The sequence below is a fragment of the Tabrizicola sp. BL-A-41-H6 genome, from assembly GCF_050632395.1.
Classification (GTDB): Bacteria; Pseudomonadota; Alphaproteobacteria; order Rhodobacterales; family Rhodobacteraceae; genus JAUYQR01.
This window is the reverse complement of record NZ_CP192600.1, coordinates 1,250,255-1,275,173: the sequence shown is the minus strand read 5'-3', so window position 1 is coordinate 1,275,173 and position 24,919 is coordinate 1,250,255. Positions and strand designations below refer to the sequence as shown.

The 24,919-nt window shown below is 63.2% G+C and carries 27 protein-coding genes; 13 read left to right on the top strand and 14 right to left on the bottom strand.

Features of this window, described 5'->3' with window-relative positions:
• Positions 1–26: 26 nt before the first annotated feature.
• Entirely contained in the window at positions 27–380 is a 354-nt protein-coding gene (locus ACROUL_RS06360; protein WP_431298676.1) for a dihydroxyacetone kinase subunit DhaK, read from the bottom strand.
• A gap of 27 nt (positions 381–407) precedes the next feature.
• Complete coding sequence (locus ACROUL_RS06355; protein ID WP_431298675.1) at positions 408–1,241, bottom strand: amidohydrolase family protein; 834 nt, start codon at positions 1,239–1,241, stop codon at positions 408–410.
• A 162-nt stretch (positions 1,242–1,403) separates the two neighbouring features.
• Here ACROUL_RS06355 and ACROUL_RS06350 point away from each other — a divergent pair, with 162 nt between their 5' ends.
• The 11 genes from ACROUL_RS06350 to ACROUL_RS06300 all read left to right on the top strand — a co-directional run bounded on the left by ACROUL_RS06350 (position 1,404) and on the right by ACROUL_RS06300 (position 10,810).
• Positions 1,404–2,714 carry an ABC transporter substrate-binding protein gene (locus ACROUL_RS06350; RefSeq protein WP_431298674.1) on the top strand — a complete coding sequence of 437 codons (1,311 nt, stop codon included), beginning with the start codon at positions 1,404–1,406 and terminating at the stop codon, positions 2,712–2,714.
• A 73-nt stretch (positions 2,715–2,787) separates the two neighbouring features.
• Positions 2,788–3,684: a carbohydrate ABC transporter permease gene (locus tag ACROUL_RS06345; protein ID WP_431298673.1), complete on the top strand. Its 897-nt coding sequence runs from the start codon at positions 2,788–2,790 to the stop codon at positions 3,682–3,684.
• 4 nt (positions 3,685–3,688) lie between these two features.
• The gene (locus tag ACROUL_RS06340; protein WP_431298672.1) at positions 3,689–4,555 is read left to right on the top strand and encodes a carbohydrate ABC transporter permease; all 867 of its coding nucleotides are present in this window, start codon (positions 3,689–3,691) and stop codon (positions 4,553–4,555) included.
• Between the two features lie 3 nt (positions 4,556–4,558).
• Positions 4,559–5,644, top strand: coding sequence for an ABC transporter ATP-binding protein (locus ACROUL_RS06335; protein WP_431298671.1), 1,086 nt, complete (start codon positions 4,559–4,561; stop codon positions 5,642–5,644).
• A 1-nt stretch (position 5,645) separates the two neighbouring features.
• Complete coding sequence (locus ACROUL_RS06330) at positions 5,646–6,755, top strand: mandelate racemase/muconate lactonizing enzyme family protein (RefSeq protein WP_431298670.1); 1,110 nt, start codon at positions 5,646–5,648, stop codon at positions 6,753–6,755.
• Positions 6,752–7,081, top strand: a complete 330-nt coding sequence (locus tag ACROUL_RS06325) for an L-rhamnose mutarotase (RefSeq protein ID WP_431298669.1) — start codon at positions 6,752–6,754, stop codon at positions 7,079–7,081. Before ACROUL_RS06330 ends, ACROUL_RS06325 begins: the two co-directional genes overlap by 4 nt.
• Positions 7,071–8,132, top strand: a complete 1,062-nt coding sequence (locus ACROUL_RS06320) for a Gfo/Idh/MocA family protein (protein WP_431298668.1) — start codon at positions 7,071–7,073, stop codon at positions 8,130–8,132. Before ACROUL_RS06325 ends, ACROUL_RS06320 begins: the two co-directional genes overlap by 11 nt.
• Positions 8,125–8,571: a MaoC family dehydratase gene (locus tag ACROUL_RS06315; RefSeq protein ID WP_431298667.1), complete on the top strand. Its 447-nt coding sequence runs from the start codon at positions 8,125–8,127 to the stop codon at positions 8,569–8,571. Before ACROUL_RS06320 ends, ACROUL_RS06315 begins: the two co-directional genes overlap by 8 nt.
• On the top strand, positions 8,568–8,870 hold the full coding sequence (locus ACROUL_RS06310; protein ID WP_431298666.1) for a UxaA family hydrolase: 303 nt from the start codon (positions 8,568–8,570) through the stop codon (positions 8,868–8,870). The genes ACROUL_RS06315 and ACROUL_RS06310 overlap by 4 nt, the downstream gene beginning before the upstream one ends.
• Positions 8,867–10,063, top strand: coding sequence for a UxaA family hydrolase (locus ACROUL_RS06305; protein ID WP_431298665.1), 1,197 nt, complete (start codon positions 8,867–8,869; stop codon positions 10,061–10,063). The genes ACROUL_RS06310 and ACROUL_RS06305 overlap by 4 nt, the downstream gene beginning before the upstream one ends.
• Before the next feature lie 9 nt (positions 10,064–10,072).
• Complete coding sequence (locus tag ACROUL_RS06300) at positions 10,073–10,810, top strand: SDR family oxidoreductase (protein WP_431298664.1); 738 nt, start codon at positions 10,073–10,075, stop codon at positions 10,808–10,810.
• Between the two features lie 3 nt (positions 10,811–10,813).
• Here the strand turns inward: ACROUL_RS06300 and ACROUL_RS06295 are convergent, their stop codons facing one another.
• The 3 genes from ACROUL_RS06295 to ACROUL_RS06285 are packed head-to-tail and all read right to left on the bottom strand — an operon-like array spanning position 10,814 to position 13,659.
• The gene (locus tag ACROUL_RS06295; protein ID WP_431298663.1) at positions 10,814–11,383 is read right to left on the bottom strand and encodes a MaoC family dehydratase; all 570 of its coding nucleotides are present in this window, start codon (positions 11,381–11,383) and stop codon (positions 10,814–10,816) included.
• Between the two features lie 3 nt (positions 11,384–11,386).
• Positions 11,387–12,523 (bottom strand): CaiB/BaiF CoA transferase family protein, encoded by a 1,137-nt coding sequence (locus ACROUL_RS06290; RefSeq protein ID WP_431298662.1) that lies wholly within the window; start codon positions 12,521–12,523, stop codon positions 11,387–11,389.
• Positions 12,520–13,659: an extracellular solute-binding protein gene (locus tag ACROUL_RS06285; protein ID WP_431298661.1), complete on the bottom strand. Its 1,140-nt coding sequence runs from the start codon at positions 13,657–13,659 to the stop codon at positions 12,520–12,522. The genes ACROUL_RS06290 and ACROUL_RS06285 overlap by 4 nt, the downstream gene beginning before the upstream one ends.
• A 140-nt stretch (positions 13,660–13,799) precedes the next feature.
• Here ACROUL_RS06285 and ACROUL_RS06280 point away from each other — a divergent pair, with 140 nt between their 5' ends.
• Complete coding sequence (locus tag ACROUL_RS06280) at positions 13,800–14,615, top strand: IclR family transcriptional regulator (protein WP_431298660.1); 816 nt, start codon at positions 13,800–13,802, stop codon at positions 14,613–14,615.
• A 298-nt stretch (positions 14,616–14,913) separates the two neighbouring features.
• Positions 14,914–15,717 carry a sulfite exporter TauE/SafE family protein gene (locus ACROUL_RS06275; RefSeq protein ID WP_431298659.1) on the top strand — a complete coding sequence of 268 codons (804 nt, stop codon included), beginning with the start codon at positions 14,914–14,916 and terminating at the stop codon, positions 15,715–15,717.
• Between the two features lie 109 nt (positions 15,718–15,826).
• On the opposite strand, the gene ACROUL_RS06270 is transcribed toward ACROUL_RS06275, so the two are convergent.
• Genes ACROUL_RS06270 through ACROUL_RS06230 form a run of 9 tightly spaced genes read right to left on the bottom strand, consistent with a single transcriptional unit; the run spans position 15,827 to position 24,838 of the window.
• Positions 15,827–16,345 (bottom strand): VOC family protein, encoded by a 519-nt coding sequence (locus ACROUL_RS06270; RefSeq protein ID WP_431298658.1) that lies wholly within the window; start codon positions 16,343–16,345, stop codon positions 15,827–15,829.
• A gap of 40 nt (positions 16,346–16,385) precedes the next feature.
• A complete protein-coding gene (pcaF, locus tag ACROUL_RS06265; protein ID WP_431298657.1) occupies positions 16,386–17,588 on the bottom strand; it encodes a 3-oxoadipyl-CoA thiolase in 1,203 nt (400 codons plus the stop codon).
• A gap of 1 nt (position 17,589) precedes the next feature.
• Positions 17,590–18,261: a 3-oxoacid CoA-transferase subunit B gene (locus tag ACROUL_RS06260; RefSeq protein WP_431298656.1), complete on the bottom strand. Its 672-nt coding sequence runs from the start codon at positions 18,259–18,261 to the stop codon at positions 17,590–17,592.
• Positions 18,258–18,992: a 3-oxoacid CoA-transferase subunit A gene (locus ACROUL_RS06255; protein WP_431298655.1), complete on the bottom strand. Its 735-nt coding sequence runs from the start codon at positions 18,990–18,992 to the stop codon at positions 18,258–18,260. The genes ACROUL_RS06260 and ACROUL_RS06255 overlap by 4 nt, the downstream gene beginning before the upstream one ends.
• Before the next feature lie 11 nt (positions 18,993–19,003).
• The gene (locus ACROUL_RS06250) at positions 19,004–19,336 is read right to left on the bottom strand and encodes a hypothetical protein (protein ID WP_431298654.1); all 333 of its coding nucleotides are present in this window, start codon (positions 19,334–19,336) and stop codon (positions 19,004–19,006) included.
• A 12-nt stretch (positions 19,337–19,348) separates the two neighbouring features.
• Positions 19,349–20,383: a ketopantoate reductase family protein gene (locus ACROUL_RS06245; RefSeq protein ID WP_431298653.1), complete on the bottom strand. Its 1,035-nt coding sequence runs from the start codon at positions 20,381–20,383 to the stop codon at positions 19,349–19,351.
• The gene (locus ACROUL_RS06240) at positions 20,380–21,243 is read right to left on the bottom strand and encodes an intradiol ring-cleavage dioxygenase (RefSeq protein WP_431298652.1); all 864 of its coding nucleotides are present in this window, start codon (positions 21,241–21,243) and stop codon (positions 20,380–20,382) included. The genes ACROUL_RS06245 and ACROUL_RS06240 overlap by 4 nt, the downstream gene beginning before the upstream one ends.
• Positions 21,240–22,328 (bottom strand): maleylacetate reductase, encoded by a 1,089-nt coding sequence (locus ACROUL_RS06235; protein ID WP_431298651.1) that lies wholly within the window; start codon positions 22,326–22,328, stop codon positions 21,240–21,242. Before ACROUL_RS06235 ends, ACROUL_RS06240 begins: the two co-directional genes overlap by 4 nt.
• Entirely contained in the window at positions 22,325–24,838 is a 2,514-nt protein-coding gene (locus ACROUL_RS06230) for an ATP-binding cassette domain-containing protein (RefSeq protein WP_431298650.1), read from the bottom strand. Before ACROUL_RS06230 ends, ACROUL_RS06235 begins: the two co-directional genes overlap by 4 nt.
• Between the last annotated feature and the right edge of the window lie 81 nt (positions 24,839–24,919).

Here is a 24,919-nt window from a genome sequence, read left to right as displayed (position 1 = left end):
ATATGGTCTGCCGCGGCAGAGGGTCGTCAGGCCTGAAACGTCAGTGCCGCCGAGACGCAGGGGTCGTCCAGCAACCCCTTCAACTCACTGTCGAGATGCAGCACCGACAGGGAAACGCCGACCATGTCCAGCGACGTGTAGTAGGGGCCGACAAGACTGTGGTGGACCCGGATTCCCCGGGCCTTCATGCGCTGTCGGACACGGCGGTGCAGGATGTAGAGTTCCGAATTCGGGATACTTCCCAGCGAGTTGACGAGTAGCGCCACCTCGTCGCCTTCGGACGCGGGCAGTTCTTCCAGAATCCGGTCCAGAAGCAGGTCGGCACAGGTGTCTGCGGTCTCGATGCTTCGGCGCTCGGCCGCGACGAACAACCCAGGCACCCGTGAAGTGTTCACCTCATTCGGGACCTAGCGCCCCAGCCACAGCCGGCGGGCATTGCGGTGCAGGATGCCCGCGCGTTCGTCGGCAGTCAGTTCGGCCAGCAGCAGATACGTTACCGCCACCCATTCCGGCAGCGAAGATTGCAGCGTGCAGACCGGGCTGTCAGACCCCCAGACCACGCGCGCCGGCCCAAAGCTTTCGATCACATGCCGGACGTAGGGCCGCAGGGTTTCAGCCGTCCAGTCGGCTGGCCCATAGGCAGTGATGCCTGAAACCTTGGCATTCAGATTGGGGCGGCGGGCAAGGTCGGTGACCTGCGCCGCCCAATGGGCAAAGTCACCCCCCCCTATAGCCGGAACACCGCAATGGTCCAGCACGAAGGTGGTGTCAGTGCAGGCATCCACCAGATCGGCGGCTAGCGGCAGCTGCCGTTCCAACATGCAGATGTCGAAGGGCAAGCCCGCCAGCCCAAGCCGGCGGACGTTCTGCCGGAAAAGCTGCGTCTGCGACACCTCATCCGGAACCACATGCAGCACTCGCCGCACGCCCTTGACGGTGCTGTGGTCCACCCGCTCCAGCCAGCTCTCAAAACCTGCGCCCTCGGGCCGGGCCGCGCTGATCGCGCCGCGCAGGGGGCTGCCGGGGCGGGCCATCAACTCGGCGATCTTGAGGGTTTCGGCGTCGATATCCGCCTCGGCCACATCCACTTCCATGTGCAGCACGTCCGTTATGCCCAGCCGCGCCGCCGTCTGACAATAGCTGTCGAAATCCCAGTCCCGGTCCAGAGGCGGCAGGCCCGCAAGCCAAGGATAGCTTAGCCGGGCGCGGTCGATCAGATGCAGGTGCGTGTCAAAGATCATGATTCCCGTCCTTCATCGACAAACTCTTTGTCCATGCAGTCGAACTTGACTCGGGCAAGCTGTCAAGTTTATCTATGAATGACAGTTCCGAATATGAAAGCACTACGGCAGGCCCGGCAGACCCAGGCCCATGACAGACAGAACCAACGGGAGGAGAGGAAGATGAGGAAATTCACGGCCAGCAGCGTGCTTGCACTTGCAGCAGGACTTGGGCTTGCCACCGCAGCACTGGCGGAGGGCGAGTTTGCCGGCATCACGATCGACGCCAAACTGATCGGCGGCCAGCAGTATGAGGCACTTTACGGCCGCATCGCCGAATGGGAAGCCGCCACCGGCGCCAAGGTGAACATCGTCAGCCAGAAGAACCACTTCGAGCTGGACAAGGAATTCAAGGCCGACATCGCGGCCGGTGCGATCACCTGGTGCGTCGGGTCGAACCATTCGTCCTTCGCACCGCAATACCCGGCCCTTTACGCCGACCTGACGGCGCTTGTCCCGGCGGAAACCGTGGCGGGCTTCGTGCCGGCCAACATCGCCGCCGCCACGCTGGACGGCAAACTGGTGATGCTGCCGCGCGCCCAGTTCGACGTCTCGGCACTGTATTACCAGAAGTCGCTTTACGCCGACCCCGCCAAGGCCGAGGCGTTCAAGGCCAAGTATGGCTACGACCTTGCCGTGCCGGAAACGTGGGACCAGTTCCGCGATCAGGCGATCTTCTTTGCCGATCCGCCGAACTTCTACGGCACGCAGTATGCGGGCAAGGAAGAAGGCATCGCCGGCCGCTTCTATGAACTGATCGTCGCCAACGGCGGCGCGATGTTCAACGATGACTTCTCTCCGGCGTTCAACTCGGATGCGGGCAAGGCAGCGCTGCAATGGTTTGTCGATCTCTACAAGGCTGGTGCGGTTCCGCCCGGCACGACGAACTATCTGTGGGATGACCTTGGCAACGGCTTTGCTTCCGGCACCATTGCGCTGAACCTTGATTGGCCCGGATGGTCGGGTTTCTTCAACGATCCTGCGGCCTCCAAGGCTGCCGGCAACGTGGGCGTGGCCCCTGCACCCAAAGGGTCGGCAGGCGTGCGCACCGGCTGGTCAGGCTTCCATGGCTTTTCCGTCACCGAAGCCTGCGCCCACAAGGAAGCAGCCGCCTCGCTGGTCGATTTCCTGACCAATGAGGACAGCCAAAAGCTGGAATCCAGCGCCGGTCCCCTGCCTACCCGCACCGCGGTCTGGGATTATGTGATCTCCCAAGCTGCATCAGACCCTTACAAGGCCGAGGTTCTGGCCGCCTTCCAGGAAACCGCCAAGACCGCGTTCCCGGTGCCGAAGACCCCCTACTGGATCGAGGCGACGAACCTGATCTACCCGGAGCTTCAGGCAGCAATTCTGGGTGACAAGACGGTGGATGAGGCGCTGCAAACCGCGTCGGATGCGGTGGACCAACTGATGCGCGAGAACGGGGTCTACTGATCCTTCTATGACGCATCGGAAGCGGCGCCTTCTCCCCGGCGCCGCTTCTCCCTATCCTGCGGAAAGACCCCTGATGTATCGCTTGCGCCTTCCCCCCTGGCTGCTGCTTTTGATGCCGGCCTTCGTGATCTTGGCTGCGGTCATCGTTGTTCCCCTCGTCCTCAGCCTGTATTCCAGCTTCACCGCCTTTCACCTGACGCGGCCGGAAACGATCACCAGATGGGTCGGCACCGCCAACTACGCAAAGGCCATCGGTGACGCGAACTTCTGGGCCGCCTTCGGGCGCACCGTGCTGCTTCTCACCGTCGCCTTGAACCTTGAAATGCTGCTGGGCCTTGGCCTTGCGCTGATGGTGGCCAAGGTCACGCGCGGGCAACGCCTTTTGCGCACCATGATGATGTTTCCGATGATGTTTTCGCCCATTCTCGTGGGTTTTCAGTTCAAGTTCATATTCAACGACAACGTGGGCCTCTTGAACAACGCGCTGCAATCGCTGGGCCTGACCGACGTCGCAATTCCGTGGCTGGTGGACGCCAACCTTGCCTTCATCTCGATCGTCGTGGCCGAGGTGTGGAGTTCAACCTCGGTCTTCGCGATCCTGATCCTGGCGGGCCTTTTTGCCACCCCGCAAGACCCGGTCGAGGCCGCCCGCGTCGATGGCTGCACCCCGTGGCAGACGTTCCGCTATGTGACGCTGCCGTTCCTGATGCCCTTCATCTACATCGCAATGGCAATCCGGTCTCTGGACGTGGCGCGCGCCTATGACATCGTGCAGGTGATGACCGCAGGCGGCCCCGCAAGGCGGACCGAACTGTTGTGGACGCTGATCGGCCGTACCGGCTATGTCGATGCCCGGATGGGCTACGCCAATGCCATGGGCTACATCTCGATCCTCCTTGCCATCGCCTTCACAGTCTATTTCTTCCGCAAGCTGACCACGGCGCGGAACTCGCTTGGCATGGGGGATTGACGCCATGGACCAGGGCCGCAACCACCGCATCCGCCGCCGTCTGCTGAAGACAAGCCACTTCATCGGCCTTTTTCTTGCAATGACCGTGATCTGCCTGCCCGGCCTATGGGTGGTGCTGAACAGCTTCCGCCCCACGGTCGAGATCATGGCCAAGCCACCGGTCTGGATCCCGAACGAGCTGAACCTTGACCACTACCGCGCAATGTTCGCCGGGGCCGGGTCGGGCGGCGTGCCGGTGCTGACCTACTTCTGGAACTCGCTGATCATCTCGCTGACCTCGACCGTCATCGCGCTGCTGATCGGAATGGCCGGGGGGTATGCCTTCGCGCGCTACTGCATCCCGGGCAAATCGGCGATCTTCGTCGGCCTTATGGTTACCCGCGCCGTGCCCGGCGTGGCGCTGTCGCTGCCGCTCTTCATCCTTTACGGACGTTTGGGGATCATCGACACCCATTTCGGCATGATCCTGATCTATGTCGCGCTGAATATCCCCTTCACCATCTGGCTGATCGACGGCTTCTTCCGGCAAGTGCCCAAGGAATTGGCCGAGGCGGCCGAGATTGACGGATGCACCCGCTGGCAGGCGTTCTGGAAGGTGGAGTTTCCGGTCGCCCGCGCCGGCATCGCCAGCGCCGGCATATTCGCCTTCCTGACCAGCTGGAACGAATACGCTCTGGCCAGCCAGCTGACCCGCTCGCTCAATTCGAAAACCATGCCAGTCGGGCTGATGGATTTCACGTCGCAATTCACCCTCAACTGGGGGGGCATGTGTGCGCTGGCGGTCTTGATGATCATCCCTGCGCTCTTGCTGACCTTCCTTGTGCAGAAACACCTCATCGCCGGGCTGACCTTTGGCGGCGTGAAAGGATAAGACATGGCTGAAGTGGTCCTGCGGGACGTCGTCAAGAATTACGGGGCGCTGCCAGTCGTCCACGCGATCAACCTTGATATCGCACATGGCGAATTCGTGGTGCTGGTCGGGCCTTCCGGCTGCGGCAAGTCAACCACCCTGCGCATGATCGCCGGGCTGGAAGATATCTCGGACGGCACCGTCCAGATCGGCAACCGGGTGGTCAACGACCTGCCACCGCGCGATCGCAACATCTCCATGGTGTTCCAGAACTACGCGCTTTACCCGCACATGACGGTGGCCGAGAACCTTGGCTTTTCGCTGCACATTGCCAAGCGGTCGAAGGCGGAGATCGAAAAGGCAGTGGCCGAGGCGGCGGAAATCCTGTCGCTGACCCCGCTTCTGGCCCGTAAGCCCGGCCAGCTTTCCGGCGGCCAGCGGCAGCGCGTCGCGATGGGCCGCGCCATCGTGCGCCACCCCGACGTGTTCCTGTTCGATGAACCGCTGTCCAACCTTGACGCCAAACTCCGCACCCAGATGCGGGTGGAAATCAAGCGTCTGCACCAGAAGGTCGGCACCACGATCATCTACGTCACCCATGACCAGATCGAGGCGATGACCCTGGCCGACCGCATCGTGATCATGCGCGATGGCCATATCGTCCAGATCGGCACCCCGCTTGACGTGTTCGAACGACCCGTGAATTCGTTCGTGGCCACCTTCATCGGCTCGCCGCCCATGAACCTTTTGCCGGGCACTGTCAGCAACGGGCAGGTCAGCCTGTCCGACGGCACGCAGATTCCGCTGCCGCCCAGTGCCAAGGTGGTCGACGGGCAAGCCGTCCACTTCGGCGTGCGCGCCGACAACATCATGCCAGAAGGCCATTCGATGCCGCCCACCGCGCATATGGCCTATGTGGACATGCCCGTGACCCTGACCGAACCCCTTGGCACCGAAACGCTGCTGTTCGCCACCTTGTCCGGGGTTGAGGTGCAGGCCAAGATGCTGAACCCCCGCCCCGTCGCGATGGGCGAACGCCTGCGCTTCGGCATCGCGCTGGACAAATGCCACCTGTTCGACGCCGCGACCGGCGCCACCCTAAGGATCTGACATGCCACGCATCGAAAAGGCCGAAGCCTTCCTTGTCGATCTGGTGCCCAAGGTCCGCCGCACCGACGCCATCCAAAGCTTCAAAAGCCAGGAAACCATTTTCGTCACCCTGACCGATGCCGAAGGCGCCAGCGGGCGGGGCTATTCCTACACCATCGGTGATGGCGGCCCTTCTATCCTTGCCCTTCTGCGCCACACCCTCCTTCCCGCCCTGATGTGGCGCGAAGCCGAGGCGATCGAGGCGATCTGGCGCGATCTTCTGTTCACCAGCCACGCCACCGCCGTAGGGCCGATCATGTCGCTGGCCCTTGCCGCCATTGACACGGCCCTGTGGGATCTGCGCGGCAAACGCGCCGGCCTGCCGCTGCACCTTCTGGCTGGGGGCGCAAAGACCCGGGTGCCGATGTATTCCACCGAGGGCGGCTGGCTGCACATCGAACCCGCCGCCCTTGTAGACGATGCGCTTGCCATGCGGCAGGCCGGTTTCCTTGGGTCCAAGATCAAGATCGGCAAACCTACCGTCGCCGGTGACGCCGCCCGCCTGACTGCCGTGCGCGCGGCGCTTGGGCCGGATTACGAGATCATGACCGACGCCAACCAGTCGATGACAGGGCCCGAGGCCACCCGCCGCCTGCCCTTGCTGGAATCGCTGAACATCGGCTGGTTCGAAGAGCCCCTGCCAGCCGACGACATCGCTGGCCACGCCCGCCTTGCACGCCAAAGCCGGGTGCCGATTGCCGTGGGCGAAAGCCTTTATTCCCCCGGCCAGTTCGCCGATTACATCGCCGCCGGTGCCTGCGGCATCGTTCAGGCCGACGTAGCACGGATCGGTGGCATCACACCTTGGCTGAAGGTCGCCCACATGGCCGAGGCGCACAACCTGTCGATCTGCCCGCATTTCCTGATGGAAATCCACGTCAGCCTGGTCTGCGCCGTACCCAATGCCCCCTGGCTGGAATACATCCCCCAGCTTGACGACATCGCAGCCCCGATGGCCCGGGACGGCGGCATCGCAATTGCCCCCACAACGCCCGGACTTGGCATAGACTGGGATGAAGACGCGCTTATCGCCCGTCGAGCGCCGGGCAGCCAGTTTGAGGTGACAAAATGACCCGCCATGGTTCCGTCATCGGCCTTTCCGAAGAGGGCAAGGCCGAATACCGCCGCCTGCACGCCGCCGTGTGGCCCGGCGTTCTGGCCAAGATCGCCGAGTGCAACATCCGCAACTATTCGATCTTTCTGAAGGAACCCGAGAATCTGATGTTCTCGTATTTCGAATATGTCGGCACCGATTTTGACGCCGACATGGCGAAGATGGCCGACGATCCCGAAACCCAACGCTGGTGGGCCATCAACATGCCGCTGCAACGCCCGCTGGACACCCGCAAGGATGGCGAATGGTGGGCTGGGCTGACCGAGATCTTCCATGTCGACTGATCTGCGCCAATCCCTGCCCCTGCCACGTACTTCCCTGCCCGTGGTGATCTTTGGCGCAGGCTCTATCGTCACGGATGCGCATCTGCCGGCCTATGCCCGGCTGGGGTTCACAGTGGCCGGAATCTACGACCCCGATCAGGCCAAGGCCGCCGCTGTCGCTGCCCGCTTTGGCACCCGCGCCTATCCCAGCGTGGCCGAGGCCACGGCACTTGGGCTGGGCGCGGTCTATGACCTTGCCGTACCGCCTGCCGCGCATCCCGCCTTGCTGGAGGCGCTGCCCGTTGGCGCGGTGACGATCATGCAAAAGCCGATGGGCTCTGACCTGGCGGCGGCGGACCAGATCATCCGCATTTGTCGCCGCAAAGGGCTGAATGCGGCGGTCAACTTCCAGTTACGCTTTGCCCCCGCCCTTCTGGCGCTGAAGGACGCCATCGACAGGGGCGATCTTGGGCAGATCGTGGATATCGACGGCCTTCTGGCGGTGAACACGCCCTGGCACCTCTGGGCCTTCCTTGCAAACCTGCCGCGGGTGGAAATCCTGCTTCACTCGATCCACTACCTCGACATGATCCGCGATATTCTGGGCAACCCCTTGGGCGTGCACGCCAAGACCATCGGCCACCCCTCATCAACCGTGTCGAACACCCGCAGCGCGATGATCCTTGATTATGGCGCCCATGTTCGTTGCGCCCTGTCGATCAACCACAACCACAGCTTTGGCCGCAAGTTTCAGGCGTGTGAGTTCCGTATCTGCGGCACAAAGGGCGCGGCGTATATAAAGCTGGGCGTCAACCTTGATTATCCAAAGGGTGAACCGGACGAACTGTGGCTGAACACCGGCAGCGACTGGGCCCAGATCCCGCTGCAAGGCAACTGGTTCATCGAAGCCTTCCTTGGCCGTTTCACCCAGGTCATGCGCTTTGCCGTTGGAGAGGATGCCACCCTCGCCGGCAGCGCCGAAGACGCCTGGCACACTATGTCACTGGTTGAGGCGGCTTACGAAAGCTCGGCCAAACCTGCGCACCCGATAAAGGCGGCCCCCGATGCTTGAGCAGATCAAATACTACGAAGACTTCCACCTGGGCGATGGCCGCCAGACCGTTGGCCGCACCATCACCGAGACCGATTTCGTGATGCACGCCGGCCATTCCGGCGATTTCTTCCCGCACCATCTGGATGCCGAGTTCTGCAAGACCCTGCCCTTTGGCCAACGCATCGCGCATGGCACAATGGTCTTCACCATCGGCGTCGGGCTGACGGCCACGATCATCAACCCTGTAGCCTTTTCCTACGGCTATGACCGGCTGCGCTTTGTCAAACCCGTGTTCATCGGCGACACCATCCGATCCCGCGTGGAAATCATCGCGGCCGAGCCGATGGAAAAGCGCCCCGGCTTTGGCCGCGTCACCGAACGTCTGACGGTCACCAACCAGCACAATGATACGGTGCTGGTCGCTGACCACATCTACATGGTGGAGCGCCGCCCATGACCGGCCCCTTCCTGCTACTGCATGCCGATGACAACGTGCTTGTCGCCCGCGCCACCGCCGCCGAGGGCACAATGGTCGCGCTGGACGGCGTCGCCGTGCGACTGACCGCAGCCATTCCAATGGCCCACAAGATTTCCCGCCGCGCCATTGCTGCAGGGGAAACCATCCGTAAATACGGCATGCCCATCGGCATCGCCACCACCGACATCGCGCCCGGCGCACATGTCCATGTCCACAACATCCGCTCTGGCTATACCCCCAGCGTGATTCTGCAAGACGCCGACGGAAGGGCCGGATGATGGAAGGTTGGCTGCGCGCCGATGGGCGCAAGGGCATCCGCAACACGGTTGTGGTCGCCTATCTGGTGGAATGCGCGCATTTCGTCGCGTCCGAGATCGTGGCAGGCTTTCGGGGCCGCGACGTGCAGCTGATCGGTTTTCCCGGCTGCTTTCCCAACGAATATGCCGCCCGGATGATGGAACGTCTGTGTACCCACCCCAACGTCGGCGCGGTCCTTTTCGTGTCGCTTGGCTGCGAAAGCTTTGACAAGGTCCGCGCCTCGGCTGCCGTGCAGACCTCAGGGCGGCCGGTCAAGACGTTGGTCATTCAGAAGTCTGGCGGCACCCGGTCCACCGTCAAGGCCGGGCAAACTTGGCTGGAAGGCGCGCTTGACTCCGTCGCAACCGTGCACCGCGTGGAGATGGCGGTCAGCGATCTGGTGATCGGCACCGTGTGCGGGGGATCGGACGGTACCAGCGGCATCTCGGGCAACCCGGCGGCCGGCCGGGCCTTCGACCTGCTGATCGCCGAAGGTGCCACCTGCATTTTTGAAGAAACCGGCGAGCTGATCGGCTGCGAAGACATCATGGTCGCGCGCGCCGTCACCCCCGAACTGGGCCAGCTTCTGCGCGACAGCGTGCAAAAGGCCGAACGCTACTACGCCACCCTTGGCTACGGCAGCTTTGCCGCCGGCAACGCCGCAGGCGGGCTTTCCACGATCGAGGAGAAATCCCTCGGCGCTTATGTCAAATCCGGCGACAGCCCGATTTCCGGCCTGATCAAGCCAGGCGACATTCCCCCCAAGGGCGGCCTTTACCTGATGGACGTGGTCCCTGACGGCGAAGTGCGCTTCGGCTTTCCCAACATCAGCGACAACGCTGAAATCGTCGAGATGATCGCATCCGGCGCGCATCTGACGCTTTTCGTCACCGGGCGCGGGTCGGTCGTCGGCAGCGCCATTTCCCCGGTCATCAAGATATGCGCCAACCCCGACACCTTCCGCGCGCTGGCCGAGGATATGGACGTGAACGCAGGCGACATCATCGAAGGCCGCCGCACGATTGATCAGGTCGGCCACGAAATCCGGGATCTGGTGGTCGCCGTTGCCTCTGGCCAGCAGACCGCGTCAGAAGACCTTGGCCACCGCGAATTCATCCTGACCTACAAAAGCTTTGAGCCCATCGGCCCGGCCTGCCTGCCGGGCATGGCATAAGGACATCAAATGGAACGCCTGACGGACAAGACCGCCCTCATCACCGCCGCCGCCCAAGGGATCGGCCGCGCCAGCGCCGAACGCATGGCGCGCGAAGGGGCAAAAGTCATCGCCACGGACGTGAACGATGCAGCCCTTGCCGAACTGGCGCAAATGCCGGGCATCATCACACGGCGGCTGAATGTGCTGGACGGCGCCGCGATCACCGCTTTGGCGAATGAGGTCGGCCCGATAGACATTCTTTTCAACTGCGCTGGCGTCGTCCATGCGGGCACCGTGTTAGCGGCGACCGAGGCGGAATGGGACTTCGCCTTTGATCTGAACGCCAAGGCCCAGTTCCGCATGATCCGCGCCTTTTTGCCCGGGATGCTAGCCAAGGGGGCGGGGTCGATCATCAACATGTCGTCGGTCGCGGGGCCGAAGAAGGGGCCAATCAACCGCGCGGTCTACTCTGCCTCGAAATCTGCCGTCGTGGGGCTGACACGTTCCGTCGCGGCCGATTACGTCACCCAAGGCATCCGCTGCAACGCCATCTGCCCCGGCACGGTGGACAGCCCGTCTCTGCACGAACGCCTGCGCGCCACCGGCGACTATGACGCCGCACTGAAGGCCTTCATCGCCCGCCAAGCCATGGGCCGCCTTGGTAGCGCGGATGAGATCGCCGCACTGGTCTGCTATCTTGCGTCGGACGAGGCCGCCTTTACCACCGGCACCGAACACGTCATCGACGGCGGCTGGACGACGTAAGCGTCAGCCCTTCGCCGTTGCCTTCGCCGCCATCTTCGCCCGCGCCTCATCCAGAAACGGCGCCGGGTCGCGGTAAAGCGCGGTCAAGAGATGCTCGGCGTAAAGCACTAGCTCGCCTTCGCCCTTGCAGACCGAATAGCTGACTCGCAACTTGCCCATCGTCTCGTTGTGGACCTCTTTCGATAGGTTCTCGCGGATCGTGTAGATCGTGTCGCCGATGAACACCGGCTTGATGAACCGGAGCCGGTCATAGCCGTAGGAAAACGAGTTCAGACAGTTCGTCGCCGCCAGCCCCAACCCCAACGAGAACACGAACGCCCCCGCCACCAACCTGCGCCCGAACACCCCTTCGTCCCGCGCGAATAGCTCGTCGCTGACGTAAGGATGGTGATCCATCACCAGGCTGTTGAACATCATCGACTCGCCCTCGGCGATGGTCCGGCGGATCGACCGGATCTTGTCGCCAATAGCGAAATCCTCAAAATACCAGTTCTCGGAATTCCAGACCGGAATCCGGGCGTGGTCTTCCGGCAATCCCGGCAACCCCCGGGCATGAACGCCGATTTCGGCCATATGTTACCCCCATCCCTTTGCAAGCAGGCCATTGGCATCGCCAAGCGCGGGCGCGGCCCGGTCGCTGGCCGGGCGCTGGCCGTCGATCTTGATCGGCAACCGCGTGGTGCGCAGCTTCACGTCGCCGCGCTGCACCTCATGCAGCATGTCCAGCGTTTCAAACATGCCGGATGCGGCAAAGCCCTGCCAGTCCAGCACTGGTGCGGCCCAGATATCGGCGGCAATGAAGGCTGCCATCCAGTGGTCGGTCGGCTGTTCGGCCAACCGCACGGCCAGCCCGGCCTTGATAACGTCACGCGCAGCAAAGGCATCCAGCCCCGCCGTGGCCGCATCCAGCCCCGTGATCTCAGCCAGCAGGTCCAGCTTACCCATCGCAATCGCCACATGCCCGTCTGCCGTGGCATAGACCCCGTAAGGTGCCGCCAGATAGGCGTGGGCCGGGTTCTGGGCTGACCTCTTCGGCATCCGCCCGCCGTCGTTCAGCCATGTCGTCAGCAGTTCAAACTGCAAGTCGGCCAGCACTTCCATCAAAGAGGTCTCGACCAGCCCGCCCACGCCCTGCCGTTCCCGCCGGAAAAGCAGCGCCAGAACCCCATGCGCCAGTGCTGCCCCGGCCAGAATGTCGCCGATCGGCAGGCCAACGGCCACCGGCCCATCCTCGGCCCCGCCGGTCAGCCACATCATCCCGGACCGCGCCTGCGCCAGCAGGTCCTGCCCCGGCAGATCGACCCACGGCCCTTCGGTGCCATAGCCCGTGACCGACCCATAGACGATGCGCGGGTTGATCGCCCGCACCGCGTCATAGCCAAAGCCCAAGCGGTCCATCACGCCAGGGCGAAAGTTCTGCAACACCACGTCGGCGCCCTTGATCAACCCACACAGCGCCGCCCGGTCCGCCTCATTCTTCATGTCCACCGCGACGGACCGCTTGTTGCGGTTGATGGCGTGGAAGATCGTGCTTTCCCCGCCAATCCGGGTGTCGGTCAGGTAAAGTTGCCGAGACAGATCACCCGACCCCGCGCGTTCCACCTTCACCACATCGGCCCCCAGATCGGCCAGCTTCAGCGCAGCATAGGGGCCAGCCAGAAACTGGCTGAAATCAAGGACGCGCAGGCCCTCCAGCGGCAAGAGCAGGGTCATGGGGCAAAGCTTTCGTCAAAGCGCAGGTCAAGGGCATCAAGGGCCACGTCATGGGCGGTGCGGCCGGTCAGGGCATCCAGCACGATATGGCTGGCCGCCTCCTGAAAGGCCATGTAGCCGGCGTGCCTTGGCCGCAGCCAGGCCGCCTCATGCGTCATCCGGGTGTTGTGATAGGCGCCGCCCACCGCCGCATTCACCAGCGCATCCCCCCAGGCCCGCGCATTGCCGGGCTGCCCGTTATGCGCCGCATAAAGCCCGCGCTGCACGTCGGCCGAGGCCAGCCAGATGGCAAACCGCGTGCAGATCTCCGGCTGCGCGGTGCGCGCCGAAACCGCGATCCCAGTGCCGCCAAGCGCCGATCCGATCGCCCCCCCCTGCCCGATGGCCGGAATATCGTGAAAGCTGATACGCTGCGCGCGATACCCCTCACGCCCGTAGGGCGCATAAAGATAGGTCAGCGGAACAGCCCGGTGCGTCTTGCTGTCGGCCAGGGCATCCAACGCGGCAATCGGGTCCATCTGCCGGCAGGCCGGGTCCACCATATCGGCCAGAGCCTGCATCGCTGCCAGCACCTGCCGCCCGGTGTGGCGCGGCACCAATGGCCCCGGCGTCACCGCGCAGGGTTCCCCCAGATTGGCGGCCAGTGTGAAGAAGCTCATCAACACATGCGGCGGGCGCAGGGGCCAGATCACCGCCCCGTCACGCGCCGCATGCATCACCTCATCCCAACCCCGCAGCGGAACCGGCTGAAGGTCAGGCCGCACCGCCTGCACCTGCGTCGCCGTGTCGATCGGCAGCGCCCACTGCCGCCCCTCCAACGTGTAGGAGGCGTAGCTTTTGCCGACCGTCTCGCCCTGCAACCGGACCAGATCATACGGCCCTGCGTGCAGGTCCAGGGGCAGCAGGCACCCCTCGCGCACCACAGCGCCCACATGCGGGTGGTCGATCACCATCAAGTCATAGGTCGCCGCGAGTTCTTCCACCGGCGTCGATTCAAACCCCTGCAACGACCGCTTGTCCCACAGGATGCGCACCCCGGGCACGATCCGGGAAAATTCCTTGGCCGCAGCCACCACCGGGTCATACCCTCGCGGGTCAGACCACGTCATGCCGCGGAGTTCGATAGTCTGGGTCATCCTGGTTCCCTTCACATCCTCCATTTTTACCCATCCATAGTTTATATGCAAAACTTATTTTTACATCTCAAACTCTCTGAGCCTTTGATTTCAGATGTGACAGCATGTTATCAAGGGCGAAACGCCTGGAGGCGCATCCTATGAGTTTTGACGAAGACCGGGACGAAACGGATGACAGCGACGACAAGGGTGAGAAGTACCGCGCCCCCGCATTGTCCAAAGGCCTCGACATTCTGGAGCACCTCGCCTCTGCCCCCGAAGGCAAGACCCAGGCCGAGATCGCCAAGACCCTTGGCCGCACCACTTCGGAAATCTTCCGAATGCTGATGGTCCTGCGCCAGCGCGACTACGTTCAGCTGAACGAGGAGGATGACCGCTACTCCCTGACCACCAAGATGTTTGAAATCGCCCACCGCCACCCGCCCATTCGCCGCCTGACCAGCGTAGCCGGCGCGGCGATGCAGAAGCTGGCCAACCGCATCAACCAGTCGATGCACCTGGCCATCCTGCATTCGGGCCGGGTTCTGGTGATCGCGCAGGTGGACTGCAACGACAACAATATCACCGCCGTGCGCCTTGGCGCGCAGATCCCGGTGTTCGACACCTCCTCGGGCCGTGTCCTTGCCGCGTGGATGGACGATGACGCCTTGGAAACCCTGCTTGCCAGCGCGGGTGACGGCACCGATGAACGCCGCGCCGTCTTCATCGCCGACCTGCAGCGCGTGCGCGAAACCGGCTACGCCGAAAACGATTCTTTCACCATCGCCGGGGTCATCAACATCTCGGCCCCAGTGCGTGACATTTCCGGCCGCGTGATTGCTGCCATCACCATCCCCTACGTTCGCCGCTTGTCCGGCACCACCACCGTCCCCCTTGACGAAGCGCGGACCGAACTTCTCGCCCTCGCCGACCGCATCTCGCGCCAGCTTGGGGCGGGGGCCAATCTGGGGGCTTAGCGCCGAAGGTCCGCGTGTGGATTTCGAACCTGCATCCGGGGCGTCAGTGGCGAGATGGTACAAAATGAGCGCATCGCCGGTGAAGAAATGCCATGAGTCTAAATTCAGGAAGCTGACGCATCTGGCCTTGGCGCCCTGCGGTCCAGACTAGCCGTACAGGCAAATACCAAAGAACGGACAGTTCTCAGGGTCGCGGCATCCTCTCAAGCATTCTGGACATTTCGTCGCGGCCCACAATAGGGTCGCCCGTGGCGCGCCATCATGGACAGTCGCGCCACACAGGCAACGAGGGCATATCTTGCAGGGCTGGGAATTCTGGTGCGTGGCCGTTCTGGTTGCGTTGATCGTAGGCTTTTCCAAAGGCGGTTGGTCGGCGATAGGCAACCTGAGCGTGCCCCTCCTCAGCCTGACGGTTGACCCGCTCACGGCGGCGGGATTGCTGCTGCCGGTCTACCTGATCAGTGACGGCTTCGGGCTGTGGGCCTATCGGCACTCTTATGATCGACGTGTTCTGGCGATCATGATTCCGGCTGGATTGCTTGGAATTGCGGCTGGATGGGCGATCATTCCGTGGATCAATGCGAACCTTTCGGGCGGTGGCAGGATCATCACGGGACTGGTTGGTGCCATCGGAATAATCTTCGCGATATACATGTTAACGGGCCATGGGCGCACTGGCCCGGCTCGAAAGCCCAAGGTCATTCCCGGCCTGTTCTGGGGAAGCCTTGCTGGATTCACCAGCTATATAAGTCACGCAGGCGCGCCCCCCTACCAGACCTTCGTGCAGCCGCTGCGGCTTGATCGGCTGAGTTATGCAGGCACCACGACAATCCTTTTCGCCATCATCAATCTTGCCAAGCTTGGCCCGTATTGGATGACCGGGCAGGTCAACCTTGGCAGTCTGGAAACAGCGGCCTATTTGCTGGTGCCAGCGGTCGTCGGTGTTTACGTCGGAAAGAAGACGGTCGGCATGGTCAGCGAGGCAACGTTCTACAAAGTGATAACCTGGGCCCTTTTGATCGTCGGATTTGAGCTTTTGGGCAAGGCGCTCCTCGGCATTGATCCGATCCTTGGTCTGATCCGGGTCGTCATTGGGCATTGAAGGCAGCGGAACTGCGCTCCTCCATGGACGTACAGGAGTAAAAGGCCGATAGAAGCGCAGTCAGCGACGCGCCCGCGTCAGCCAACCTCAGGTGCGGCTCAATTTGACGTCAATCGACAGGCTTTGCCCGCCAGATGCGCTCTGTCGTATCCTTTTCATACCCCAGATTGGAAAAACTGGCGATTTCCAGAGACTGCCCCCACGGTGCGTAGAAGTAGATCCAGTTGAAACCGGCCAGTGGCCCGTCTGTCACGGTATTGGGACCGTCCAGAAATTCGATGCCCTGCGCACGCAGCCGTTCGACCGATGCGAACACGTCTTCAACCTCGAAGCACAGGTGTGTTCCGCCGATCTCGGAATTGCGCCTTGGCCGTGCTGCCGCGTCTTCGCCGCTGTATTCGAAAAGTTCGACATTGGTGCCGGCGCCACACCGCAGGAAAACCAGGTCGCGGATGCGCATATGCGCCGGTGTTCCCAGCCGACGTTCCATGAACGCTTCGTCCACATCGAAGGCACCGGTGCGGAACACTTCGACCGCCCCGAAAACCGCCTTAAAGAAGGCGATGCCTTCGTTGATGTCCGGCACCGTGATGCCGATGTGGTGCATGCCGTAGACGCGTTCAGCCATGATCCATCTCCCTCGTGTTGCAGTCGGTTCAGACGTTCTCTCACACCCGTTCGAGCGCAATGGCGATGCCTTGGCCCACGCCGATGCACATGGTCGACAGGGACCGTTTGCCCCCGGTCAGAGCGAGTTGCAGCGCGGCGGTCCCGGCGATCCGCGCGCCGGACATTCCTAACGGATGACCAAGCGCAATGGCCCCGCCGTTCGGGTTCACGCGGGCGTCGTCGTCGGCAATCCCCAAGGCGCGCAGGGTGGCCAACCCTTGCGATGCAAACGCCTCGTTCAATTCGATGACGTCGAAATCCGCCTGACTAAGCCCAAGCCGCGCCATCAGCCGTTCGCTTGCCGGTGCCGGGCCAAAGCCCATGATCCGCGGTGCAACGCCCGCCGTGGCCCCGCCCAGCACCCGCGCGATGGGCGTCAGCCCGTATTTCCGCGCCGCCGAAGTCGAGGCAAGGATCAGTGCGGCCGCCCCGTCATTGACCCCGCTCGCATTGCCAGCCGTCACCGACCCGCCCTTGCGGAAGGGCGTGCCAAGCTTGCTCAGCGCCTCCATCGTCGTGGCGCGCGGGTGTTCGTCGCGGTCGACCATCAGCGCATCGCCCTTGCGCTGCTGGGTGGTAACCGGCGTGATTTCTGCCGCCAGCCGCCCGTTGGCCTGCGCCGCCGATGCCTTGGCCTGCGAGCGCAACGCAAAGGCATCCTGATCGGCACGCGAGATGGCGAAGTCTTCGGCCACGTTCTCGCCGGTTTCGGGCATGGAATCGACGCCGTATTGCGCCTTCATCAGCGGATTGACGAACCGCCAGCCGATGGTGGTGTCGTAAATCTCGGCATTGCGACTGAACGCCGTGTCGGCCTTTGGCATGACGAAGGGCGCGCGCGACATGCTTTCCACACCGCCCGCGATCATCAGATCCGCCTCGCCAGCCTTGATCTGCCGCGCCGCCACCAGCACCGCATCCATCCCCGACCCGCATAGCCGGTTGATTGTGGTGCCCGTAACGCCGACCGGCAGGCCGGCCAGAAGGGCCGACATGCGGGCGACGTTGCGATTGTCCTCGCCCGCCTGATTGGCGCATCCGAAGATCGCGTCATCGACGGCTTCCCAATCGACCCCGGCATTGCGCGCCATCAGCGCGCGCAGAGGCACCGCCCCCAGATCATCAGCGCGGACCGAGGACAGGCTGCCGCCGAACCGTCCGATCGGTGTGCGGATGTAGTCGCAGATGAACACGTCGGTCATGTCAAAGCTCCGGAACGGCAAGGTCGGCCACGGGGCCGGGAGTGTGCAGTCGGGCCCCGGTCAGGGCCTGAAGATCGTCGAATGGAATGGAGGCCAGTTTCTCGCGCAGGATGAACTTGCCTGCGGTAATGTCGATCACGGCAAGGTTCGTGTAGACCCGTGTCACGCAGCCAACCCCGGTCAGCGGCAGGGTACAGCGTTCCAAAAGTTTCGGCTTGCCGTCCTTGGTGACATGGTCGGTCATGACCGCCACGGTCTTGGCGCCGTGGACAAGGTCCATTGCCCCGCCCACGGCTGGCACACCCTTCGGGCCGGTGGACCAGTTCGCCAGATCGCCGGTTTCAGCCACCTCGTAGGCGCCAAGGATCGCCACATCCAGATGCCCGCCGCGCACCATTGCAAAGCTGTCGGCATGGTGGAAGAACGCGGTTCCCGGCTTAAGCGTGACCGCCTTCTTCCCGGCGTTGATCAGATCCCAGTCCTCGTCCCCCGGTGCGGGGGCTTGTCCGAAGCCGAGGATGCCGTTTTCGGTGTGAAAGATCGCCTCGCGTCCGGGGGGCTGGAATTTCGCCACCAGTTCGGGAAAGCCGATGCCAAGGTTGACATAGGCGCCATCAGCAATGTCCTGCGCGGCGCGCCATGCCATCTGCGTCGGGGTGAGTTTCAAAGTCATGCAGAACCTTCGGGATAGCGGGCGTTGGCCCGGTTCAGGTCTTCTTCCTGCGCGGGGTTCGCCACTTCGACCAGCCCCTGCACGAAGATGCCGGGTGTCACGACGGCCTCGGGGTCAATCCCGCCGGGGTCCAAGATGCGGCTGACCTGCACGATGGTAGTCGCCGCCGCCATGCACATCAGCGGATTGAAGTTCCGCGCCGCCATCCGGTAGACGAGGTTGCCCAGCCGGTCGCCCAGATGCGCCTTTACCAGCGCGTAGTCGGCTTTCAGCCAGCGTTCCTGCACATAGGGCCGCCCGTCGAACACCTCGACCGGCTTTCCCTTGGCGAGATCGGTGCCAAAGCTGGTCGGCGTGTAGAAGGCCGGGATACCCGCCCCGCCGGCGCGGATGCGTTCGGCCAAGGTGCCTTGCGGCACCAGTTCAAGTTCGATCTGCCCGGCAAGGTAGCGTTCGGTGAACACCACCGGATCAGCAGAGCGCGGGAAGGAGCAGATCAGCTTGGCCACCATTCCGGTTTCGATCAGCGCGGCGAGACCGACATGGCCGTTGCCGGCGTTGTTGTTGACGATGGTCAGGCCTTTCGGGTGCCCGGTGGCAAGAAAGCGGTCGATCAGCGCGTGGATCAGCTCGATCGGCGCGCCTGATCCCCCGAAGCCGCCGATCATCACCGTCATCCCGTCGGCAATCCCGGCGACGGCGACCTTCAGATCGGGAAGGGTCTTGTCCATTCGGTGTGTTCCTATTTCAGGGCGATGTACGTTTCTGGATCCAGCGTGGTGACCCGTATCGCGACGTGGGCACCCGTGGCGGCGCCCACCAACTCGCGTAGCTTGGCGCAGACGGCGAGCAGGACCTGCCGCGTGCGTTCCGGGCGCGGCATGATCGCAATTTCGACATTGACCGGGGGCAGATCGGGCATCGCAAGCACTGGGATCACCGCAAACTGGCAAGCCGGCGCATCGACTGTCAGGTCCTCGCACAGCATGTCGCGGATCGGGCGAAGCGCGCCTGACAGCCGGTCGCGACATCCTGCGTAGATCGCTTCGTCGACGTATATTTTGACGTTTGGCACCGTTCCCCCCGATCAGTGTTCTGTCAGCAGGTGAACATTTTCAGGCCGAGGTGCCAGCTTGCCTGCCTCGATCTGCAAGGCAATCTCGACCACGCGCTGATTGACCGGCGCGTCGCGACCATGCGCGCGCAGGGTGTTGACGACCCAGCCGTTCACCTCTTCCACCTCGGCCCGGCGGCCCTTGCGCCAATCCTGCAAGGACGTGGTCAGCGTATCCTCGCGCGAAAAGGTCCGCAGCACCTCGTCAAAGATTTCATCGACATAGCGTTCGGGATCGTTGCTCATGCTGGGCGGCATCCCGATGATCGGCATGATCGTCGCCCCATCGGCCAGTGCCGCCTGCATCGCCTCATACCCGGCTTCGCGCATCACCTCGAGCATCCCCGGCGCGCGGGCGGCATCATTCAAGGCAGTGTCGATGATGGCCGAGGGGATCAGTTCGGCGGCATTGACCACCAGTTTCATCCACTTGGCAGACCGGATGTCATCCGTTACCTCGACACGACCGGAATGGCGCAAGAGCTCGGCCACAGCTTCGACCCGGTGCTGTTGGGCGGGATCCAGCGCGCCCATCGCAAACCAGGATTCGTCATGGTCATTCTGGCGGTTGGTGACGCCCGGCACCCACATGTTCGACGCAATCTCGATCACCGCGCCGATGGTGCGGTGGCGGCCCACCACTGCGGCGATATCCTCGTGCGTCATGCCGTTTTGCAGACCGATAACGAAGCCATCGTCGGCCAGAACCGGTTTGATCAGCTGGGTGGCCCAGGTCGTGTCATAGGCCTTCACCACCAGAAAGATCAGATCGAAAGGCTCTTTGATCTCCGCCACCTGACACAAATGCAGGGCCGGCACGCGCGCGTTGATCTGCCGCGTGGGCAGGTTGACCGTGATGCCATTCGCGCGGATCGCCTCGATATGGGCGGGCCACTGGTCGATGAAGGTGACATCCAGGCCCGCCAGCGCGAAATCGGCAGCGATGGAGGCCCCCTGCGCCCCGGTCCCCAGAAACGCAATGCGCGGGCTTTTGCGATCCGGCGTCATGCTGCGGCGACCTTGTTCAGGACGAAATCGAAGGGCGACCGCCATTTCGTATCGCCCCCCGCCACAGGCTCGAAGGGTGCTATCAGCGATTGCTTCACACCAAAGACGGCATCCGATTGCAGATAGTCATCGCCCTTTACAAAGGTATGCGTCACCACGGTTTCAAAGCCTTCGCGGCTGACGATGAAGTGCATGTGAGCCGGTCGGTAGGGGTGACGGCCAAGATGACCCAGCATCTGCCCCACCGGGCCATCATCCGGAATGGGATAGGACACCGGCTTGATCCCCTTGAACCAGTAGCGCCCATCCGGCCCGGTGACGAACACACCCCGGTTGTTGTGGCGCGGCTGCACCCCGGGCTGCTGCACGTCATAAAAACCATCCTCGTTGTCGGACCAGACGTCGATCCGCACCCCTTCCAGTGGGGTGCCGTCAAGGTCGGTCACGCGGCCCTCGAACAGACAGGTCTCCTTTCCGCCATCCTGCGAGATATTGGCCCCCATCGGATATTCCGGCACGCCGTCCACATGGAACGGGCCCAGCACGGTGTTTTCCGTGGCCCCTGTCGGGCGGCGGTTGTTGATCGCATCGACAAGCATCGACACGCCCAGCACATCCGACAGAAGGATATACTCCTGCCGGTTGCCATCGCAAATTTGGCCTGTTCGGGTCAGGAAATCGATTGCCGCCGCCCACTCGGCTTGCGTCAGTTCGACATCCTTTATGAAGGCATGCAGATGCGTCACCAGCCGGGCCATCACATGCGCCAGCCGCGGATCGGTGTCCTTGCCCATCCGTCCGTTCACGGCCTCGACCGAATGGCTTTCAGTGAAATAATCAATGGCGGCTTGCGCTGTCATGGTCTTGTCCTTTCAGGTGAGATCGGTGACGGCCGGGCACCCGCCCAGGCGGCCTCCAGAAGCGCGAGGATGCCGTCGCGCGTCACCTCGCGCGGGTTGGCGTAGGGGTTCTTGACGGCCATGTCCGCGATGCGGCCAAGATCGTCGCGGATTACACCGAAGTCCCGCAACGCAATTGGCGCGCCAAGCGAGCGGGCCAGATCGTAAAGCCCACCGCCCAGATTGCCGCCAAACAGCCGCGCTGCCGGTTGCAGCGCGTCCGCCGCCGCTGCCGCGTTGAAGGCCGTGGTGTGCGGCAGAAGGATTGCGTGCGTTTCCGCATGGGGCAGATCAAGCGCACCACCCAGCGTGTGGCAAAGCTTGTGATGCAGCGCCATCGCAACCGCACCCAGCACCGTGCCGCAAAGCCACGATCCATAAAGCGCCTCGCTGCGCGCGCTCATATCGGCAGGGTCGCGGCAGATGCCGGGAAGCGCGTTCTGCAAGGCGGCAATCCCCTCGACCGCCATCATGGACGTCACGGGATTGGCGTCAGTGGCATAAAGCCCCTCAATCGCATGGGCCATTGCGTTCAGCCCGCTGGCGACACTCATCGCCACTGGCAGGCCCGGCGTCAGTTCGGGATCATAGATCACCGCCTCGGGCCGGATGCGCGGATCGCGGCGGGTTGTCTTGACCCGGGCCTCGGTCTCGCCAAGGATGTCGGTCACTTCGGACCCGGCATAGGTGGTGGCCACGACCAGATGCGGCGCGTCATTCCGCCAGGCAATCGCCTTGCCCAGTCCGATCGTCGATCCGCCGCCATAAGATACAATGCAATCAGCGCCGCTGTCGGCATAGGCTTGCAACGCGCGCGTCGTCACTTCAACTGGGGTATGCATCCGCGCCTCGGCAAAGACGCCCACCGCCCGTGCGCCGATCCGGGCTGCAAGCCCGTCGGCATCGTCCTTCTGGAACGGCGTCGCAAGGATCAGCGCCCGGCTGCCGCCGATTGCGTCAATCTCGTCACTCACATGGTGCAGCGTACCCGCCCCGAACCGTACCCGCAGTGGCGGCGACTGATAGAGGAACGCGCCCTTCATCATCTGCTGCCCGCTTGCCGCCGCGCTGTCGAGTAGATCAGCGCCGCAGCCAAAATCAGCGCGCCTTGGAAGACATACTGATACGTTTGCGACAGCCCAAGGAATGACACCGCGTTAAGCACTTCGGTCAACAGGACCGCGCCCATCACGGTGCCCACAAAAGTGCCCCGCCCGCCGCGCAGGCTGGTGCCGCCCAGGACCACCGCCGTGATGCTGGCCAGCGTGTAATTCACACCTTGCGCCGGGTCGCCCACGCCGATCTGCACCATCAGCATGACCGCCCCCAGCGCCGTGAACAGCGACACCGCGATATAGCCGCCGATGATCACCCGGTTGACGCGGATGCCCATCCGCCGTGCCGATTCCTCGTGCGACCCGACGGCGCGGAACTGCCACCCAAGGCGGCGCTTGCGCAGCACGTATTCCGCCAGCAGCGCCACGACCACCAGCACAAGGAACGCCACCGGCAAAGGCCCCAGCTTCCAGCCGATGGTGTCCATAACCGCAAAGTTGATGTAGCCGCCCGGCCCGTCCCGCAAAACAAAGCTCAGGCCCTGCAAGCCGATATACATGGCCAAGGTCGCTGCGATCGGAGTGAAGTTGGCAAATCGGATCAGACAGCCATTGATCGTCCCCACCGCCAGCGCGGCCAGAAACATCAGCGCAAACCCCAACGCGATGGTCTGCGCCGATTGCCCGTCATTAATGAAGAATGACGCGACAACCACCAGAAACCCGGCCAGTGGCCCAACCGAAAGGTCGATTCCGCCCATCAACAGGGCAATTGTCTGACCCAGCGCGATGAACCCTAGCGCCGTTGCCAGCAGCAGGATGTTCGAGATGTTGAAGGCAGACAGGTAATTTTCATTCTGCCCAAAAACATAAAGACCCAGCAGAACCACCACGGCGGCCAGCGGCACGACAGTGGCATTGTCGCTCTGGATGAATTGGCGCAGTCCGCTGGTGGCGGTTTTCGCGGCCTTGGTCGCCTCGCCCACACCCGCGACATGCGACTGCGCCTTGACCGCAGCCGCGACGATGCGGCCTTCGGTGACATCCTCGCCGCGCAGGGTTTCGGCGACCCGCCCCCGCGACATGACGATCACCACGTCGCACAAGCCCTCCAACTCGGCCGCGTCCGACGAATTCACGATGACGGGCGTCCCCGACTGCGACACCTCGCGCAGGATGCGGTAAATCTCGAACCGCGCTCCCACATCCACGCCCTGCGTCGGTTCGTCCGCCAGAATGAAGCCCGGTCGTGACATCAGCGCACGCGCCATCACCACCTTCTGCTGGTTGCCGCCCGACAGAGACAGGATACCCGCGTCCAGCCCCGGCGTCTTTACCGCAAGCGAACCGAACACGCGGCCCACTTCACCCAGCTCCTTGCGACGGCTAAGTATCCCTAGGTTGCTGAACTGATCCAGGGCCGAGAAGGTCGCGTTCTCGCGCACCGTCAGGTCGGCGATGATCCCTTCTTCGTGCCGGTCGGACGGCATATAGGCCGAATTGGCCTTCACCTCGGCGGCGGAAAGCGAGGCGCCCTTCAAGTGAACCTCGCCCTTCCACGGCTCCAACCCGGCAAGCGCACGCATCACTCCGGACTGGCCGTTGCCTTCCACCCCGGCAATGCCAATGATCTGCCCGCGCCCGACGGCAAAGCTGATATCGTGGAACTTGCGGCCGGACAGTCCCTTGACGGTAAAGTTGATTTCGGGGGCCGCCTCGCCCGACTTCGGCGGAAACGCCGACGCAAGGCTGCGCCCGACGATCATGGCAAGCAGGTCTTCGTCCGTCACATCGCTTACCAGTGCCGCACCGGCGAACTGACCGTCGCGAAGCACCGTCACCCGGTGGGCGATCTGGCGCAACTCGGCCAGACGGTGGGTGATGTAGATGACGGCGGTGCCCTGCGCTACGATGCTGCGGATGCGCGCGAACAGCATTTCGGTCGCGTCCTGATCCAACGCCGCCGTCGGCTCGTCCAGGATCAGCACAGGTGGGTGGGTGGCAAGTGCCTTGGCAATCTCAAGGAGGTGCTTCTGCGCCACGGTCAGACTGTCGGCCCGCGCCGCCAACGGAACATGCAGGCCCACATCATCCAGCATTGCACGGGCAATCTCGGCCGGATTGCCGGCGTCAAAGATGCGGTCCGGCAGCGCCACGCGCAGGTTTTCCAGAACCGAAAGGTCATCCAGCACTGCCGGATGCTGATAGGAGATCGACACGCCCAGCGCGGCGGACCGTTCCGGCGTCATCGGAGAAATGACTTCGCCGTTGAACTCGATCACACCGATTTCGGGCTGCAAGACACCCGAGATGACGTTCATCAGCGTCGATTTGCCCGCGCCATTTTCGCCCAGGATGGCGTGAACCTCGCCCGGATGGATATCCACCGACACGTCAGACAGCGCGACGACGCCGGAAAACACCTTGGTGATATTGGACAGCCGGATCGTCGGCGCCGCCTCAGGCGCGCGGTTCAAATGTTCCTTATCCACGAGCTTCATCGCTGCAACCTTGGCCATATCACGTCCTGCCATCCCTGCGGGGAGTTAGAAGGGTGCGGCCCCGGGCTTCTGCCCGGGGCC

Bases quoted from the DNA above. Each gene is read 5' to 3' on its own strand.
- ACROUL_RS06355 (WP_431298675.1), bottom strand. From the start codon at position 1,241: ATGATCTTTGACACGCACCTGCATCTGATCGACCGCGCCCGGCTAAGC.
- ACROUL_RS06350 (WP_431298674.1), top strand. From the start codon at position 1,404: ATGAGGAAATTCACGGCCAGCAGCGTGCTTGCACTTGCAGCAGGACTT.
- ACROUL_RS06345 (WP_431298673.1), top strand. From the start codon at position 2,788: ATGTATCGCTTGCGCCTTCCCCCCTGGCTGCTGCTTTTGATGCCGGCC.
- ACROUL_RS06340 (WP_431298672.1), top strand. From the start codon at position 3,689: ATGGACCAGGGCCGCAACCACCGCATCCGCCGCCGTCTGCTGAAGACA.
- ACROUL_RS06335 (WP_431298671.1), top strand. From the start codon at position 4,559: ATGGCTGAAGTGGTCCTGCGGGACGTCGTCAAGAATTACGGGGCGCTG.
- ACROUL_RS06330 (WP_431298670.1), top strand. From the start codon at position 5,646: ATGCCACGCATCGAAAAGGCCGAAGCCTTCCTTGTCGATCTGGTGCCC.
- ACROUL_RS06325 (WP_431298669.1), top strand. From the start codon at position 6,752: ATGACCCGCCATGGTTCCGTCATCGGCCTTTCCGAAGAGGGCAAGGCC.
- ACROUL_RS06320 (WP_431298668.1), top strand. From the start codon at position 7,071: ATGTCGACTGATCTGCGCCAATCCCTGCCCCTGCCACGTACTTCCCTG.
- ACROUL_RS06315 (WP_431298667.1), top strand. From the start codon at position 8,125: ATGCTTGAGCAGATCAAATACTACGAAGACTTCCACCTGGGCGATGGC.
- ACROUL_RS06310 (WP_431298666.1), top strand. From the start codon at position 8,568: ATGACCGGCCCCTTCCTGCTACTGCATGCCGATGACAACGTGCTTGTC.
- ACROUL_RS06305 (WP_431298665.1), top strand. From the start codon at position 8,867: ATGATGGAAGGTTGGCTGCGCGCCGATGGGCGCAAGGGCATCCGCAAC.
- ACROUL_RS06300 (WP_431298664.1), top strand. From the start codon at position 10,073: ATGGAACGCCTGACGGACAAGACCGCCCTCATCACCGCCGCCGCCCAA.
- ACROUL_RS06295 (WP_431298663.1), bottom strand. From the start codon at position 11,383: ATGGCCGAAATCGGCGTTCATGCCCGGGGGTTGCCGGGATTGCCGGAA.
- ACROUL_RS06290 (WP_431298662.1), bottom strand. From the start codon at position 12,523: ATGACCCTGCTCTTGCCGCTGGAGGGCCTGCGCGTCCTTGATTTCAGC.
- ACROUL_RS06285 (WP_431298661.1), bottom strand. From the start codon at position 13,659: ATGACCCAGACTATCGAACTCCGCGGCATGACGTGGTCTGACCCGCGA.
- ACROUL_RS06280 (WP_431298660.1), top strand. From the start codon at position 13,800: ATGAGTTTTGACGAAGACCGGGACGAAACGGATGACAGCGACGACAAG.
- ACROUL_RS06270 (WP_431298658.1), bottom strand. From the start codon at position 16,345: ATGGCTGAACGCGTCTACGGCATGCACCACATCGGCATCACGGTGCCG.
- pcaF (WP_431298657.1), bottom strand. From the start codon at position 17,588: ATGACCGACGTGTTCATCTGCGACTACATCCGCACACCGATCGGACGG.
- ACROUL_RS06260 (WP_431298656.1), bottom strand. From the start codon at position 18,261: ATGACTTTGAAACTCACCCCGACGCAGATGGCATGGCGCGCCGCGCAG.
- ACROUL_RS06255 (WP_431298655.1), bottom strand. From the start codon at position 18,992: ATGGACAAGACCCTTCCCGATCTGAAGGTCGCCGTCGCCGGGATTGCC.
- ACROUL_RS06245 (WP_431298653.1), bottom strand. From the start codon at position 20,383: ATGACGCCGGATCGCAAAAGCCCGCGCATTGCGTTTCTGGGGACCGGG.
- ACROUL_RS06240 (WP_431298652.1), bottom strand. From the start codon at position 21,243: ATGACAGCGCAAGCCGCCATTGATTATTTCACTGAAAGCCATTCGGTC.
- ACROUL_RS06235 (WP_431298651.1), bottom strand. From the start codon at position 22,328: ATGATGAAGGGCGCGTTCCTCTATCAGTCGCCGCCACTGCGGGTACGG.
- ACROUL_RS06230 (WP_431298650.1), bottom strand. From the start codon at position 24,838: ATGAAGCTCGTGGATAAGGAACATTTGAACCGCGCGCCTGAGGCGGCG.